This window comes from Pseudomonas sp. 5C2, from assembly GCF_034314155.1.
In the GTDB taxonomy this organism is placed as follows: Bacteria; Pseudomonadota; Gammaproteobacteria; order Pseudomonadales; family Pseudomonadaceae; genus Aquipseudomonas.
In genome coordinates this window covers 1,587,973-1,603,807 of sequence record NZ_JAVIWH010000003.1, presented here as the reverse complement: position 1 = coordinate 1,603,807, position 15,835 = coordinate 1,587,973, and the positions used below count along the sequence as shown (strand labels likewise).

Genomic DNA, 15,835 nt, shown 5'->3' with positions numbered 1-15,835 from the left:
GCAACACGACGGTTAAGGCCGCGAGCGCTCGCCGGATGCCATTGATTCACACCCTTAACTCAAACCTAACTCAGACCAGATCCGTAGCACTTCGCGCCGTTGGGCGTGAAATTGATCGCCGCCGATCACCCCGGCCTCTTTCTGCAAAGCCTGCCGGTGAGCCGCTGCACGATAGGCCTTATAAGCCTCGCGTAACAGGTGGGCATCTGTGTCGGGAACCAACCCGGCCTGTTCCAGACCTTCCAGAATACGGATGTTATCGGTATAACGCAGCAGTGCCGGATGCTCCCAGGACCACGCCAAGGCGGCGTATTGCACCATAAATTCGATATCGACGATACCACCGGCGTCCTGCTTGAGATCGAACGGCGCCGTGGCTTCGAAGGCATTCGCGGCCGTTCCGGCGGCCGTCGACTTGCTGCCCAGATTGTCCCGCATCTTGGCGCGCATCTCGCTCACTTCCAGTCGCAGCGCAGGCAAATCACGCTTGCGACCCAGCACCGAGGCCCGTACTTTTTCGAAAGCGGCACCTACCTCTTGGCTGCCCACCAACACCCGCGCACGCACCAGCGCCTGATGCTCCCAGGTCCAGGCTTCGTTTTCCTGATAGCGGCTGAAGGCGCCCAATGAACTGACCAGCAGCCCCGACGCGCCAGACGGACGCAGGCGCATATCGACCTCGTACAACTGACCGGAGTTGGTCTGGGTGGTCAGCAAATGGATGATCCGCTGGCCCAGTCGGGTGAAAAACTGCGCGCCATCTATAGGCTTGGCACCGTCGGTTTCAGCCTGCGGATCGCCGTCATGAATGAACACCAAGTCCAGGTCCGAACCGTGACCGAGCTCGATCCCCCCGACTTTGCCGTACCCGACAATGATGAAACCGGGATCGCACAGGGTGCCATCCGGGCGCGACGGCGTGCCGTGCCTGGCGACCGTGTGGCGCCAGGCCAAGGCCAACACCTGCTCCAGAATCGCTTCAGCCAGCCAGGTCAGGTAATCGCTGACTTTCATCAGGGGCAAGCTGCCGGTTATTTCCGAGGCCGCCACACGCAGCCGGTGGGCCAGCTTGAAGTGTCGCAGGGCCTCCATCTGTTGTTCGAGGTCATCTTCGGGAATCCGGGTCAACCGCTCGCGCAGCTCCGCTGCCAGTTCCGGGGCCAACGGCGGGCTGAACAGACGGCCTTCGTTGAGCAATTCATCGAGCAACAGCGGGAAGCGTGCGATTTGCTCGGCGATCCACGGGCTGGCCGCACACAGCGTCAGTAAACGACGCAGGGCATTGGGGTTTTCCGTGAGGAGCACCAGATAGGCGGAGCGTCGAGCGACCGCTTCGACCAGTGGTAACACGCGTTCCAATACCAAGTCGGGATTTTCATGCTCCACCGTCTGCGCCATCAGCCGTGGAATAAAGGCGTCCAGACGTTCGCGACTCAGGCGCTGCATGGAGCGTAGTTGCGGACTGCCGCGCAGGCCTGACAATTGTCTCAGCGCCTTGGCGGCATCGGTAAATCCTCCTTCCTGCAACTGGCGGCAGGCGGCGTCTTCGTCCTGGGATTCTTCCCACAGCGGCAACCATTCACCGCCGACCACCATTTGGCTTTCTTCACCCTGCTCTTCATCGGGATCAGCGATCACTTGGCGGAAATGCCAATCCACGCGACCACGCCAGTGCATCAACCGTTCGTGGAAACTCGTCCAGTCGGCAAAGCCCAGCATGAAGGCGATGCGCGCCTGATCTTCCGGGCTGTCCGGGAGCATCTGGGTCTGGCGATCGGCGATGGCCTGGATCGCGTGCTCGGTGTATCGCAAAAACTCATAGGCATCGCGCAGCTCACTAATCACCGCAGGCGGCAGATACCCCTGACCTTCCAGGGTGTTCAGCACTTTAAGCAGTGGGCGTTGTTGCAGGCTCAGGTCTCGACCGCCGTGAATCAACTGGAACGCCTGGGCGATGAACTCCACTTCGCGAATTCCGCCTGCGCCAAGCTTTATGTTCTCGGCCATGCCTTTGCGCCGGACTTCCTGCTGAATCAGCTGCTTCATGGTGCGCAGCGCTTCAATAGCAGAGAAGTCCAGATAACGCCGGTAGACGAACGGCCGCAGCATGTCGAGCAACTGCGCGCCAGCGACTTGATCGCCGCCCACCACCCGCGCCTTGATCATCGCGTAGCGTTCCCAGTCACGACCCTGATCCTGGTAATACTGCTCCAGCGCGTTAAAACTGAGCACCAGCGCACCAGACGAGCCATAAGGCCGCAAGCGCATATCCACGCGGAACACGAAACCATCGACGGTGATCGGGTCCAGCGCCTTGATCAGCCGTTGCCCCAGGCGAATGAAGAATTCCTGATTGTCCAGAGGGCGCTTGACCCCTTGGGTTTCGCCACCTTCGGGGTAACCGAAGATCAGATCGATGTCCGACGACAAGTTGAGTTCGACCGCCCCCAGCTTGCCCATCCCAAGGATGACCATCTGCTGCGGCTCACCGCTGCGACGCCCGGTCGGCACACCGAACTGCTGACAATGGCGCTGATACAGCCATTGATAGGCCAGATCGATGCAGGCGTCGGCCATGTCCGACAGGTCGCGGCAGGTTTCAACCAGATCGGCCTGACGGGTCAGATCACGCCAGACGATGCGCACCTGATGTCGGGTGCGCTGGCGGCGCAGATGGCGGCCCAACTCATCCTCGGTGCTGGCGAGTTGCACAGCGGCGTCAAGCTGCTCGCGCATCTCGCCCACGGCAAAACTGCGCTCCAACTGGCCGGACGCGGCAAGGTCGAGGAGCATTTGCGGGTCGCGACACACCTGATCGGCGACAAAGTCACTGGCCGCGCACACGCGTTCGAAAGCGGCGCGGCGCGCATCGGGCCACGTATCAAGCGTGACAAGGATATCGTCGGAAAGGGAGGCCACGGCGGTGCCCCACGACTGATGCGCACGCGTGACAAACGGCTGCAGGATGGCTGGCAGATCGGCCAGCAAAGGGAGGCTCATGGTCTATCCTTTATCGGCGTACGGAGGGCCGGTTGTCGTGACAACAAGAAATACGTAGTGAGGCGGATCGTCGAACAAAGGTTATAAATAGCTGAAAAATCATATTTCTTGGCAGCCAACATCAAGTCTTTCCCCGTCCGAGTTCACGTTACACCTACATTAACGATTTATCTCACAACACAACAGGAGCCCATAAGTCGCTCTTCTGTAGTTTTACTACTGAGGCACCTACTCGAAAGGCTGAAATGGCCGACGATTTGTAGTAAAACTACACAACGCCGGTACAACCCCCGGTAATCCAAGAATTTATGTCGTCTGCCCACAAGGCCAGTCGCAAACTCAGGCAACCGATTCTGGAAGCCTTTCCGCCCTGGAGCAAGCCATGCAAGACCTCGATCCCGTCGAAACCCAGGAATGGCTGGACGCCCTGGAATCGGTTCTCGACAAAGAAGGCGAAGACCGTGCTCACTATTTGATGACCCGTATGGGCGAGCTGGCCACCAGAAGTGGCTCACAGCTGCCTTACGCCATCACCACGCCCTACCGCAACACGATCCCCGTTACCCACGAAGCACGCATGCCTGGCGACCTGTTCATGGAACGCCGCATTCGCTCGCTGGTGCGTTGGAACGCGTTGGCAATGGTTGTCAAAACCAACCTGCATGACCCTGACCTGGGCGGTCACATCTCCAGCTTCGCCTCCAGCGCGACGCTGTATGACATTGGTTTCAACTACTTCTTCCAGGCCCCGACCGACGAACATGGCGGCGACCTGATCTACTTCCAGGGTCACGCTTCGCCGGGCGTTTACGCACGGGCGTTCATGGAAGGCCGGATCACCGAAGACCAAATGAACAACTTCCGTCAGGAAGTCGACGGCAAAGGCCTGTCGTCTTATCCACACCCGTGGCTGATGAAAGATTTCTGGCAGTTCCCGACTGTATCCATGGGCCTTGGCCCGATCCAGGCGATCTACCAGGCACGCTTCATGAAGTACCTGGAACACCGTGGCTACATCCCTGAAGGCAAGCAGAAAGTCTGGTGCTTCCTGGGCGATGGCGAGACCGACGAGCCGGAATCCCTGGGTGCAATCTCCCTGGCCGGTCGTGAAAACCTCGACAACCTGATCTTCGTCGTTAACTGCAACCTGCAACGTCTCGACGGCCCGGTTCGCGGTAACGGCAAGATCATCCAGGAACTCGAAGGTGTGTTCCGTGGCGCTCAATGGAACGTGACCAAAGTGGTCTGGGGCCGTTTCTGGGACCCACTGCTGGCCAAAGACGTCGACGGCATCCTGCAACGCCGGATGGACGAAGTGGTCGACGGCGAGTATCAGAACTACAAAGCCAAAGACGGCGCGTTCGTGCGTGAACACTTCTTCAACTCGCCCGAACTCAAGGCGATGGTTGCTGATCTGTCCGACGATGAAATCTGGAAACTCAACCGTGGCGGCCACGACCCGTACAAGGTCTACGCGGCGTACCACGAAGCCGTTAACCACAAGGGTCAACCGACCGTGGTTCTGGCCAAGACCATCAAGGGTTACGGCACCGGTGCGGGTGAAGCGAAGAACACCGCGCACAACACCAAGAAAGTCGACGTCGACAGCCTGAAAAGCTTCCGTGACCGCTTCGACATTCCAATCAAAGATGACCAACTGGAAACCCTGCCGTTCTTCAAGCCCGAAGAAGGCAGCGCCGAAGCCCGCTACTTGAGCGAGCGCCGTGCCGCACTGGGCGGTTTCGTGCCACAGCGTCGCGCCAAGAGCTTCAATCTGCCGACTCCGCCACTGGAAACCCTCAAGGCTATCCTCGACGGTTCCGGCGATCGCGAAATCTCCACCACCATGGCCTTCGTGCGGATTCTGTCGCAACTGATCAAGGACAAAGAGATCGGCCAGCGCATCGTGCCGATCATTCCCGACGAAGCCCGTACCTTCGGTATGGAAGGCATGTTCCGCCAGTTGGGCATCTACTCGGCCGTCGGCCAGCTCTACGAGCCAGTCGATAAAGAACAAGTGATGTTCTACCGCGAGGACAAGAAAGGTCAGATCCTCGAGGAAGGTATCAACGAAGCAGGCGCCATGTCCTCCTTCATCGCTGCCGGTACGTCCTACAGCACTCACAACCAACCGATGATCCCGTTCTACATCTTCTATTCGATGTTCGGGTTCCAACGTATCGGCGACCTGGCCTGGGCCGCTGGCGACAGCCGCACCCGGGGTTTCCTGGTCGGCGGCACGGCCGGTCGGACCACGCTCAACGGCGAAGGTTTGCAGCACGAAGACGGTCACAGCCACATCCTGGCCTCGACCATTCCGAACTGCCGCACGTTCGACCCGACCTACGGCTATGAGTTGGCGGTGATCATCCGCGAAGGCATGCGCCTGATGTTCGAAGAGCAGCAGGACGTTTTCTACTACCTCACCGTGATGAACGAATCCTACGTGCAACCGGCCATGCCGGCTGGCGTCGAGGAAGGCATCATCAAGGGTATGTACCTGCTCGAAGAAGACACCAAGGAAGCGGCGCACCACGTCCAGCTTATGGGGTCGGGCACTATCCTGCGTGAAGTGCGTGAAGCGGCGAAGATCCTGCGCGAGCAGTTCAACGTCGGCGCGGATGTCTGGAGCGTTACCAGCTTCAACGAACTGCGTCGCGATGGCCTGGCCGTAGAGCGCAGCAACCGCCTGCACCCGGGTCAGAAGCCTGCATTGAGCTACGTGGAAGAATGCCTCAGTGGCCGTAAAGGTCCGGTGATCGCTTCGACCGACTACATGAAACTGTTCGCTGACCAGATTCGTCAGTGGGTACCGACCAAGGAATACAAAGTCCTGGGCACTGATGGTTTCGGCCGCAGTGACAGCCGCAAGAAGCTGCGTCACTTCTTTGAAGTCGATCGTAACTTCGTGGTCCTGGCAGCTCTGGAAGCCTTGGCTGATCGCGGCGATATCGAACCCAAGGTGGTGGCTGAAGCCATCGTCAAGTTCGGCATCGACCCTGAGAAACGCAACCCACTGGACTGTTAAGAGTCTGTTTTCAGATCGCACACAGCGCTGATGAGGTGCGCGAAGCAGCAGAGGGTGCGGAATTTACATCGGTAAATGAGCACCCAACGCTGTTTTCGTCTCAACTGAAACCAGTGCAGTCGAGAGTGAACAGGTTCTCCGAAGGAGAGAGATTGTGAGTGAGCTAATTCGAGTACCCGACATCGGCAACGGTGAAGGTGAAGTCATTGAGTTGATGGTCAAGGTCGGCGATCGTATCGAAGCCGATCAGAGCATCCTGACGCTGGAGTCGGACAAGGCAAGCATGGAAATCCCTGCGCCTAAAGCCGGTGTCATCAAAAGCATGAAAGTGAAGCTCGGCGACCGCCTGAAAGAAGGCGACGAGTTGTTCGAACTGGAAGTCGAAGGCGACGAGTTGTTCGAACTGGAAGTCGAAGGCGACGCGGCTGCTCCTGCACAAGCGGCTCCCGCTGCGACCGCACCAGCCGCTGCCACGCCAGAAAAAGCGGCGCCTGCCGCCGCCCAGGCACCGGTTGCTGCACCCGCGGCCGCGGCCAGCGAAACGGTCCAGGACATCCATGTTCCGGACATCGGTTCGTCGGGCAAAGCCAAGATCATCGAATTGATGGTCAAGGTCGGGGACACCATCGTCGCTGATCAATCGCTGATCACGCTCGAATCCGACAAAGCCAGCATGGAAATTCCTTCGCCCGCTGCTGGCGTGGTCGAAAGCATCAGCGTCAAGCTGGACCAGGAAGTCGGCACCGGCGACCTGATCCTGAAATTGAAAGTGGCGGGCGCTGCAGCTCCAGCCGCAGCACCGGCTCAGGCTCAGGCGGCTGCACCAGCTCCAACCGAAGCGGCCGTACCGGCAGCAGCGTCGGCACCAAAAGCCGAAGCCGCTGCTCCAGCCGCCGTGGCACCCGCGAAAGACGGCGCCAAGGTTCACGCAGGCCCGGCAGTTCGCCAACTGGCCCGTGAATTCGGGGTAGAACTGAGTGCGGTTGGCTCAACCGGCCCACACGGTCGCGTGCTCAAAGAAGACGTGCAGGTTTACGTCAAAGCCATGATGCAGAAGGCCAAGGAAGCACCGGCCGGCGGCGCTACCGGGGGCGCGGGTATCCCGCCGATCCCGGAAGTCGATTTCAGCCGTTATGGCGAAACCGAAGAAGTGCCGATGACTCGCCTGATGCAACTCGGCGCGTCAAGCCTGCACCGCAGCTGGCTGAACATTCCGCACGTGACTCAGTTCGACCAGGCCGACATCACCGAACTGGAAGCTTTCCGCATCGCTCAGAAAGCCGTCGCAGAGAAGGCTGGCGTCAAGCTGACCGTCCTGCCACTGCTGCTCAAGGCCGCTGCGCATTTGCTCAAGGAACTGCCGGACTTCAACAGCTCGTTGGCGCCAAGCGGCAAAGCGATCATCCGCAAGAAGTACGTGAACATCGGCTTCGCCGTGGACACACCGGAAGGTCTGCTGGTCCCGGTCATCAAGAACGTCGATCAGAAGAGCCTCCTGCAACTGGCCGCTGAAGCTGCCGCTCTGGCAGAAAAAGCGCGCGCCAAAAAGCTCTCCGCCGATGACATGCAAGGCGCCTGCTTCACGATCTCCAGCCTCGGCCACATTGGCGGCACCGGCTTCACGCCGATCGTCAACGCACCGGAAGTGGCGATCCTTGGCGTGTCCAAGGCCACTATCCAGCCAGTCTGGGACGGTAAAGCCTTCCAGCCGAAACTGATGCTGCCACTCTCGCTGTCCTATGATCACCGCGTGATCAACGGCGCTGCGGCTGCGCGCTTCACCAAGCGCTTAAGCGAGCTGCTTGGGGATATCCGCACGATGCTCCTGTAAAAAAGCCGGCAGGCCCGTTTCCCCGGGCCTGCCGAGCACTGTTTTCCGAGCTGCCACGCTCGTACCTCAACCCCGCCAGCTTGGCGGGGCTTTTTTTTGTCCGCCGAACCGCTTTTCCTACAGCACGCATCGTCAGCAGCCGCAAACGCTGTAGCCCTTCATGAAGCGATTTTTTTCCTGTCCACCCTAAAATCAATGAGGCACTACACACCCAATTTGATTTGAACGGATTCAATCATGGAAATACTCAAGCCCACTGTCGGCCCTATCGTTGGCCACACCACCTCGCAACAATGCCGGATATTTCTTCGCAGCAAAAAAAGCGAGTCGCAAACCCCTCATTTCAGCGTTGCACGTTACCGAGTCAGTCACAATCCTGACTGGTCTGAACCTGTGTTCAACCAACTGATGCCTTACAACGACATGACGGCGGTCATGATCCTCGATGGCCTCGATGACAACACGGTCTATGACTATCAAGCAGGCTGGTTCAGCGCTGAAACAACCCTGGACAATGTCGCCCTGCAAAGCAGCGGCAAACTGAAGTGGCCCAGCAGCACCTATGTCTTCAAAACGGCCACCCGCAATCCAAAAGCCGAGCGCAACTTCATCGTCGGCTCCTGCCGTTATATCCATACTTTGAGGGGCAGTGATGGAATGGGCCTATGGCCGGATCTGGGCGACCAAATGTTCAAAGTGATGTTCGACAAAGTCACCCGAAAGAAAATGCCCATTGATGCCGTGTTCATGGTGGGTGATCAGATCTATGCCGACGACCTCAACCTGATCAACCCGGCAGCGGCGCTGGAAGATTTCCTCAGCCGCTACCGGGTCGCGTTCAGCCAGGAAGGTATCGGCAAAATGATGAACAACGTACCCACCTACATGATCCTCGACGACCATGAGATCGAGGACAACTGGCCCGCCAAGGCCACCCCTCAGGACATAGAAACGCTCTACCCTGCAGCCATCAAGGCGTACAGCATCTACCAGTGCAGCCACAGCCCCCTGTACGACGCCAGGGAGAGCGGAGACATTTCCGGCGCGGTCATCCCGAAGAAGTTTTGGTACACCGTCACCAACGGCGTATCAGACTGGTTTGTCATGGACGTCCGAACCGAGCGCAAATTGCACACCATACCACCCGAAATGATTGGCACGGTGCAAATGGCCGCCCTGCTCGACAGGTTGAAAACCAGTGAGGCGCGAGTCAAGTTCGTGGTTACGCCGGTCATGTTTTACCCGGACCTCCAGTCAGACCATGGCGACAGCTGGAAGTCGTTCCCGGAACAACGCAACCAGATCCTCGACTACATTCGCTTCAATAAAATCCAGAACGTCGTATTCGTTTCCGGCGACGTTCATTGTTCGCTGATCAGTAAACTGACCCATTCGGCCGACCCCGACTTTAGCGTGCACACCATCGTGTCTTCGCCGCTGTACAAAATCCCGCTGTTGGCGACGTATGCTTACTCCTATGAATCGGACTTCATACTGAATGGGCTGGTGAGCATCGTGAACGACGGTGCTTACAACAGCCAACTCATCAGCAACGTTCACAGCGAAGACAACTTTGCCTATGTGAGCGCGAATGAAAAAGAAGTTCAGGTGCAATTCTTTGGCAAAAATGGCCAAACCCTGGAAAAACAGCCTGTCGTCATTACATTGGACTAACAGACCGCGTCTATCCTCTTTGCAGGCCAGCCGGTACCCACAATCCAGCGCAGAGCTTGTGGGTAAGGGCTTGCATGCGAAGCCCCAAGCCAGGCACACCCCGAAAGTCCCGGGAAATACTGCAGATCAATACGCCAATCGGTACGATTTATAGCACTAAGCCACTGCCCTCCCTTGTCAGCCTGAGCTGCATGATGCAACCTTGGCGCACGCGACAAAAAAGAGGGCGCAAGCCCGGGCGCGATCAGCATTCTGGAAGCGAGTTTGTTAATGAAAAGCCAACCCGATGCCGTCGGTCGAACCGCGGTCGAGGTAGTCACGCAATTACCGGTGCCCTCGCGGCTCGGTATGTTGCGTTTCGAACGGCTGAATGACGCTAGCTGGGCGCTGCTGTACCTCGATCCCAATTGCGAAAAGCAGTTTGGCCTGCCCGCGGTAGACCTTTGCTCCCTCGTTGGCTCGCCTTATGCCAGCCTGATGGAGCCCGAAGCGCGCTATCAGATGCATGACGACATCCAGCTGCAATTGGCCAACAGCCCGTTCTATCTGATCCGCTATACGCTGCACACTGCCGTTGGCCCGATCAGCCTGCTGGAGATGGGTGAGGGCTTTAAGCAGCATAACCGCCACCTGCTACGCGGCTACATCATCGTGGTCCAAGGCCTGCTCGGTGACAGCGGCCCTGCATCAGACCCGGATCTGGAAAACCAGAACAACCGCCTGCAAATTGCCCTTGAGCTCAACCAGCGTGCCCAGCATGAGCAACTGCTGCATCTGGAGCGTGTTCGCGCTCAGCAAAGCCTGATCCTGCGCCTGGCCCGTCATCGCTACAGCAGCCAAAACTCAGTGCAGGAAGCGGCCCAGCTGATCACTCAAAGCGCCTGTGAAATCTACGACATCGCCTGCGCCAGCATCTGGAACCTCAACGACCAGCGCCTGGAGCCGATTGCCGCGTTCAATCGCGACACTGGCGACTGCCTGCTGCCACAACCCATCGACGCCAGCCTGTTCCCGAGCTACCTCGGTGCCCTGCACACCGGCCGCGCCATTGATGCCAATGACGTATCACTAGACCCGCGCACCCGCGAGATGGCCGAAAGCCTGAAGCCTCGGGACATCAATGCGATGCTCGATGCCAGTATCCGTGTCGATGGCAATGTCGTCGGTGTGCTGTGCCTGGAACAGACTGGCACCCCGCGCGCCTGGCAGGCCGATGAAATAACCTTTGCCGGCGAGTTGGCCGATCAATTCGCGCAGGTTCTCAACAACCACAACCGACGCACCGCCACCAGCGCCTTGCATTTGTTCCAGCGCGCCGTGGAACAAAGCGCCAACGCCTTCTTGCTGGTCAATTGCGACGGGGTGGTTGAATACGTCAACCCGAGCTTCACCGCGATCACCCAATACACCACCGAAGAGGTCCACGGCCACCGGCTGTCAGATCTGACAGCGCTGGAAAACCTCAACGAATTGCTGCTCGACGCCAACTCCAGCCTCGCCAAAAGCAACAGCTGGCAAGGCGAGTTCAAGAGCCGTCGCAAAAATCTGGAACCCTATTGGGGTCAGCTTTCGATCTCCAAGGTGTATGGCGACAATCGTGAGTTGACTCATTACATCGGCATTTACGAAGACATCACCCAGACCAAGCTCGCACAACAGCGCATCGAACGCCTGGCCTACACCGACAACCTCACCAGCCTGGGCAACCGGCCGGCGTTCATTCGCAACCTTGATGAGCGCTTTGCCCGTGACAGCGACACGCCCATCAGCCTGTTGCTGGTGGACATCGACAACTTCAAACGCATCAACGACAGCCTTGGCCATCAGACTGGCGACAAACTGCTGATCAGCCTTGCCCGGCGCCTGCGGAACAGCCTGAGCCCCAGCAGCAGTCTGGCGCGATTTGCCAGTAACGAGTTTGCCGTTCTGTTGGATGACACCGACCTCGACGCCGGCCAGCAGATCGCCATTCAGGTACTCAAGACCCTGGATAAACCGATGTTCGTCGACAACCAGTTGATCAGCGTCACCGGCTCCGTGGGCCTCGCCTGCGCGCCACTGCACGGCCGCGATCCGCAAACCCTGATGAAGAACGCCGGCTTGGCTCTGCACAAGGCCAAGGCCAACGGCAAACATCAGGTGCAAGTGTTCACAGAAGCCCTCAACGCCGAGGCCAGCTATAAGCTGTTCGTCGAGAACAACCTGCGACGCGCCTTGACCCAAAACGAGCTGGAAGTGTTCTACCAACCCAAGCTGTGCCTGCGCAGCGGAAGGTTGCTGGGGATGGAAGCGCTGTTGCGCTGGAGTCACCCGGAAAAAGGCATGATTCGCCCGGACCAGTTCATCAGCGTTGCAGAAGAAACCGGCCTGATCATCCCCATTGGTAAATGGGTCGCGCGTGAAGCGTGCCGCATGAGCAAACAACTGACCGCCGCCGGGCTGGGGCTCTTGCACGTTGCGATCAACCTGTCACCCAAGCAGTTTTCCGACCCGGACCTGGTGTCTTCGATTGCCAGCATCCTCAAGGAAGAACGTCTGCCAGCCCCCTTGCTGGAGCTTGAACTCACCGAAGGTTTGCTGCTGGAAGCGACCGAGGACACCCGACAACAACTCGATTCCCTGAAAAGTCTCGGGCTGACCCTGGCCATGGATGACTTCGGCACCGGTTACTCTTCCCTCAGCTACCTGAAAAAATTCCCGATTGACGTCATCAAGATCGATCGCAGCTTCATCCGCGACATTCCGGATAATCAGGACGACATGGAAATCACCTCAGCGGTGATCGCCATGGCCCACAACCTTAAACTCACGGTCGTGGCCGAAGGTGTCGAAACCGCCGAACAACTGGCGTTCCTGCGTCGCCATCGATGCGACGTCGGTCAAGGCTATCTGTTTGACCGGCCGATTCCAGGGCTGGAGCTGATCGACAAGCTCCGACGTTACCCTCGCGGCCCTCTGGTCTGACATCAGCGCGCCTCTCCCTACGCGTGTCCCGCCCCTTCCCTCGACCCTGAACAGTCGGGCAAACTGTCGGTCTATCGTCACTCACCCTCTATTAATCAGAAGCCCTGACTGACAATGCTTATCCGTTGTCTCGATCTATTCAGAGGATTTGGCTCATGGTTTTGCGCTCGGAGATACTCGTGAACAAAAATGAACTGCCTACCGCCTCGCAGGCACTGCCAGGCCGTGAAACGCACATGACCGTGCCGGAAAAGCATTTCGTCAACGGCAACCCGTTGCTCGGCCCGTTTCCTGGCACCGTGGATTTTGCGATTTTTGGGATGGGCTGTTTCTGGGGTGCTGAACGCCGTCTATGGCAGCAACCGGGCGTGTACAGCACGGCAGTCGGTTACGCCGGAGGCATGACGCCCAACCCGACCTACGAAGAAGTCTGCTCGGGCCTGACCGGCCACAGCGAAGTCGTTCTGGTAGTCTACGACACCGAACACACCACCTATGACGCGCTGTTGAAAGTGTTCTGGGAAGCGCACAACCCGACTCAGGGCATGCGCCAGGGCGGCGACATCGGCACGCAATATCGCTCGGTTATCTATTGCACCAACGAAGCCCAACTCAAAGCGGCCCAAGCGAGCAAGGAAGCATTCCAGGCCGAACTGAACAAAGCTGGCCTGGGCCAGATCACAACTGAAATCGAAGAAGCACCGACCTTCTACTACGCTGAGGCGTACCACCAGCAATACCTGGCGAAGAACCCGGCTGGGTATTGTGGACTGGGCGGGACGGGGGTTTGTTTGCCGGCTTGAGTCAAGTGTCTAGCTAACTGTGGGCGCAGTTCATCCTGTGGGAGCAGGCTTGCCTGCGAAGAGGCCAGATCAATCACCGAAGATTAATCTGGCACCCAACTTACTCCGCGATCAACCAATCCATGCGCCAATCACCTTGGGTTTGCCCCAAGGTCTTGGCCAGCCATGGCATCAGCTCGCGCAGCTCCTCTTCCAGACCCCAAGGCGGGTTAGCGATGGCCAGGCCAGAGCCATTCAAGCTTTGCGGGGTGTCCAGCGGGTGCACGAATAATTCTACTCGCAACAACTTCGGCGCACCGGTTTCGGCCAGGTCTTGATAGAAGCGTTTCAACAGACGCTGATCCTTGATCGGGTACCAGATCGCGGTCACGGTCTGACGCATGCGGCCGATGGCTTCTTTCAGGGCCACGGCGCAGCGCTTCATTTCGTCGAGTTGTTCGAACGGCGGGTCGATCAGCAACAGCCCACGTTTTTCCGCCACTGGCAGCAGCGCACGCGGCACGTGCCAACCCTCACCCAAATGCACCGCAACGCGGCGATCACCCTTCATGTTCTCTTTAAGCAGTCGCCCGTCTTCGGGGTGCTTCTCATTGAGCAGAATGCGCTCACGCTCGCGGGTCAGGCGACGGGCAATTTCCGGAGAACCTGGGTAATAACGCAGCTCGCCGTCGGGGTTCATGTCGTGCAGCACTTGCAGGTAATCGGCCGCCAGCGCAGGCAGGTCCGGCGCGTCCCACAAGCGCGCAATGCCCTCGAGCCATTCGCCCGTGCGGGTGGCCTGATCGCCCTTGAGGTCATACAGACCAATCCCGGCGTGACTGTCGATGTAGGCGAACGGCTGCTCCTTGCGCGCCATCAGGGCGATCAAGCGAGTCAGGATCAGGTGTTTGAACACGTCGGCATGGTTGCCTGCGTGGAAGGCGTGACGGTAATTCATGGCGGCTCCTGGAAGGGAGCGGAGTTTAGCAGCTGTGCTGGAAGGGTCCAAATTGCTCGGCGATTATCGCTGCCCGAAATGGTGCGTTTGGGTGACTCCTGCAGGTCACCGGTCAAGGTGTCGTTATTATCTAGTTAGTTTTATTATTTCTATAATACTTCCGCCGGTATGGTCCGGAAATATTTTGATAACGTTCAGCCCAACATTTGAGAAAGAAATATCTATCGGTTTGGGGCCTACGCTTGGGTGTCGCTGACTAGATAATAGTATTCGATTTTTATCGTACGCTTCGAAGAGGCTCGCTTGTCCGTACCACCGAAAACTAACTTTCGCGTACGTTGACTTCAATCTGAGTTCCATCGCAAATACCGCAGGAGGGCTTTCATTGTCGTTGTAATGGAGATACCAAATGTCCCGAGGTGCCGCAGGGGGATAGCAAACAACGCTCACAATTGCGCTGGTGCTCCCCGAGACGAGTGCGATCTCCAGGAAAGGGGTGTCAATACTCCCCCCAAGGGACGTACTTTGTACAGGAATGAACTCAAACGTCTCTAACTGCGCACTTACCTTCAATCGAAGCACAGGGAAAGACATTGCATCATGCTGCGAGGGAGATTTGCCAAATCCAACTTCAATAGTCAGGGTAAGCTCACTGGAGTCTTTCAATCGCTCCAAGTCAACCTGAGGGATATTCAGCGCAATGCCATTCAAGATCTCTTGTTGACCAATAATATATCCATCCAGCAGATTTAGTTGGAACCTGGAGCCATCCACCATCGTACCAATGAGTGTCAGCCATACCGTCTGCCCTACCGCTATCAACGGCCAGGCCTCAACGGTTACATCGCCTCCCCCGTCAAACGTTGTCAAATCCAGTACGTCCTCCGAGACCTGAGTGATCTGCGGGGTGGGCAGTTTGTCTGCCGCGATCGGTTGCACGATCAGGTTCAGAATCTCGGACAGGATCACCCCATCCGGACGGACCACGGCATAGATGACCTGAATGGTTTTGCCCACCGCGAGAGTCACATCGGCGACGGGGACCAGAAACGTTACCTTTCCAAACAGGCTGCCATTTTTTACCTCGAAAGTGTCGTTGCCATTGAAGGACAAGCCAATGAAGTCGGACGACGTCATTGATGGATAAACCACCTCGACATTCACCCCGGAAGGGTTACCCAAAAGCGGGTCCAGGGAATCCGAAGGGGCTTCTTGCACATGCGGTTTGGGGTAATCAGCATTTTGCGTGGGCGCGAGGCTGTTGAGGACCGTCGACAACGCGCTCTTGGTTGCCGAGGCAAACGCGTCGGAGATTTCTATTTCCTGTGCCGCAGTTAATACACTCATGGCGTTCTTCCTTGATGTGGGTGAAGCTGGCAGGCACGCGCATGACATGGCCTGCTCCGAGTTAGGGGAATGATTCAGTTTCGGACTTGCACCGAAAATCGATCCGTCCCCAATGGGCGATCAGACTTGCATTACAAAGTTATCCCACAGCGTCCAGTCTTTGTTTTGATTCACGATTTCTATGTAACGAATAGGCTTGCCAAGGCTTTCATAGTGCAAATGTTGATTGCTGGCCTTGGGCAGCACCTCTG

The 15,835-nt window shown here is 57.8% G+C and carries 8 protein-coding genes; 5 read left to right on the top strand and 3 right to left on the bottom strand.

Annotated features, from left to right (window positions below; genetic code table 11):
- Positions 1 to 54 precede the first annotated feature (54 nt).
- The gene (glnE, locus tag RGU44_RS22075; RefSeq protein WP_322177525.1) at positions 55 to 3,000 is read right to left on the bottom strand and encodes a bifunctional [glutamate--ammonia ligase]-adenylyl-L-tyrosine phosphorylase/[glutamate--ammonia-ligase] adenylyltransferase; all 2,946 of its coding nucleotides are present in this window, start codon (positions 2,998 to 3,000) and stop codon (positions 55 to 57) included.
- A 382-nt stretch (positions 3,001 to 3,382) separates the two neighbouring features.
- Between glnE and aceE the strand changes: the two genes are divergently transcribed.
- The 5 genes from aceE to msrA all read left to right on the top strand — a co-directional run bounded on the left by aceE (position 3,383) and on the right by msrA (position 13,300).
- Complete coding sequence (gene aceE / locus RGU44_RS22070) at positions 3,383 to 6,028, top strand: pyruvate dehydrogenase (acetyl-transferring), homodimeric type (protein WP_322177524.1); 2,646 nt, start codon at positions 3,383 to 3,385, stop codon at positions 6,026 to 6,028.
- Positions 6,029 to 6,182: 154 nt separating this feature from the next.
- Positions 6,183 to 7,859: a dihydrolipoyllysine-residue acetyltransferase gene (aceF, locus tag RGU44_RS22065; RefSeq protein WP_322277935.1), complete on the top strand. Its 1,677-nt coding sequence runs from the start codon at positions 6,183 to 6,185 to the stop codon at positions 7,857 to 7,859.
- A gap of 237 nt (positions 7,860 to 8,096) precedes the next feature.
- Positions 8,097 to 9,533 carry an alkaline phosphatase D family protein gene (locus tag RGU44_RS22060; RefSeq protein ID WP_322277934.1) on the top strand — a complete coding sequence of 479 codons (1,437 nt, stop codon included), beginning with the start codon at positions 8,097 to 8,099 and terminating at the stop codon, positions 9,531 to 9,533.
- A 270-nt stretch (positions 9,534 to 9,803) separates the two neighbouring features.
- Positions 9,804 to 12,497 carry a putative bifunctional diguanylate cyclase/phosphodiesterase gene (locus RGU44_RS22055; RefSeq protein ID WP_322277933.1) on the top strand — a complete coding sequence of 898 codons (2,694 nt, stop codon included), beginning with the start codon at positions 9,804 to 9,806 and terminating at the stop codon, positions 12,495 to 12,497.
- 155 nt (positions 12,498 to 12,652) lie between these two features.
- A complete protein-coding gene (gene msrA, locus RGU44_RS22050; protein ID WP_322277932.1) occupies positions 12,653 to 13,300 on the top strand; it encodes a peptide-methionine (S)-S-oxide reductase MsrA in 648 nt (215 codons plus the stop codon).
- A gap of 100 nt (positions 13,301 to 13,400) precedes the next feature.
- Here the strand turns inward: msrA and RGU44_RS22045 are convergent, their stop codons facing one another.
- Positions 13,401 to 14,237: a 23S rRNA (adenine(2030)-N(6))-methyltransferase RlmJ gene (locus RGU44_RS22045; RefSeq protein ID WP_322277931.1), complete on the bottom strand. Its 837-nt coding sequence runs from the start codon at positions 14,235 to 14,237 to the stop codon at positions 13,401 to 13,403.
- Positions 14,238 to 14,363: 126 nt separating this feature from the next.
- Positions 14,364 to 15,584, bottom strand: a complete 1,221-nt coding sequence (locus RGU44_RS22040) for a hypothetical protein (protein WP_322277930.1) — start codon at positions 15,582 to 15,584, stop codon at positions 14,364 to 14,366.
- Positions 15,585 to 15,835 lie beyond the last annotated feature (251 nt).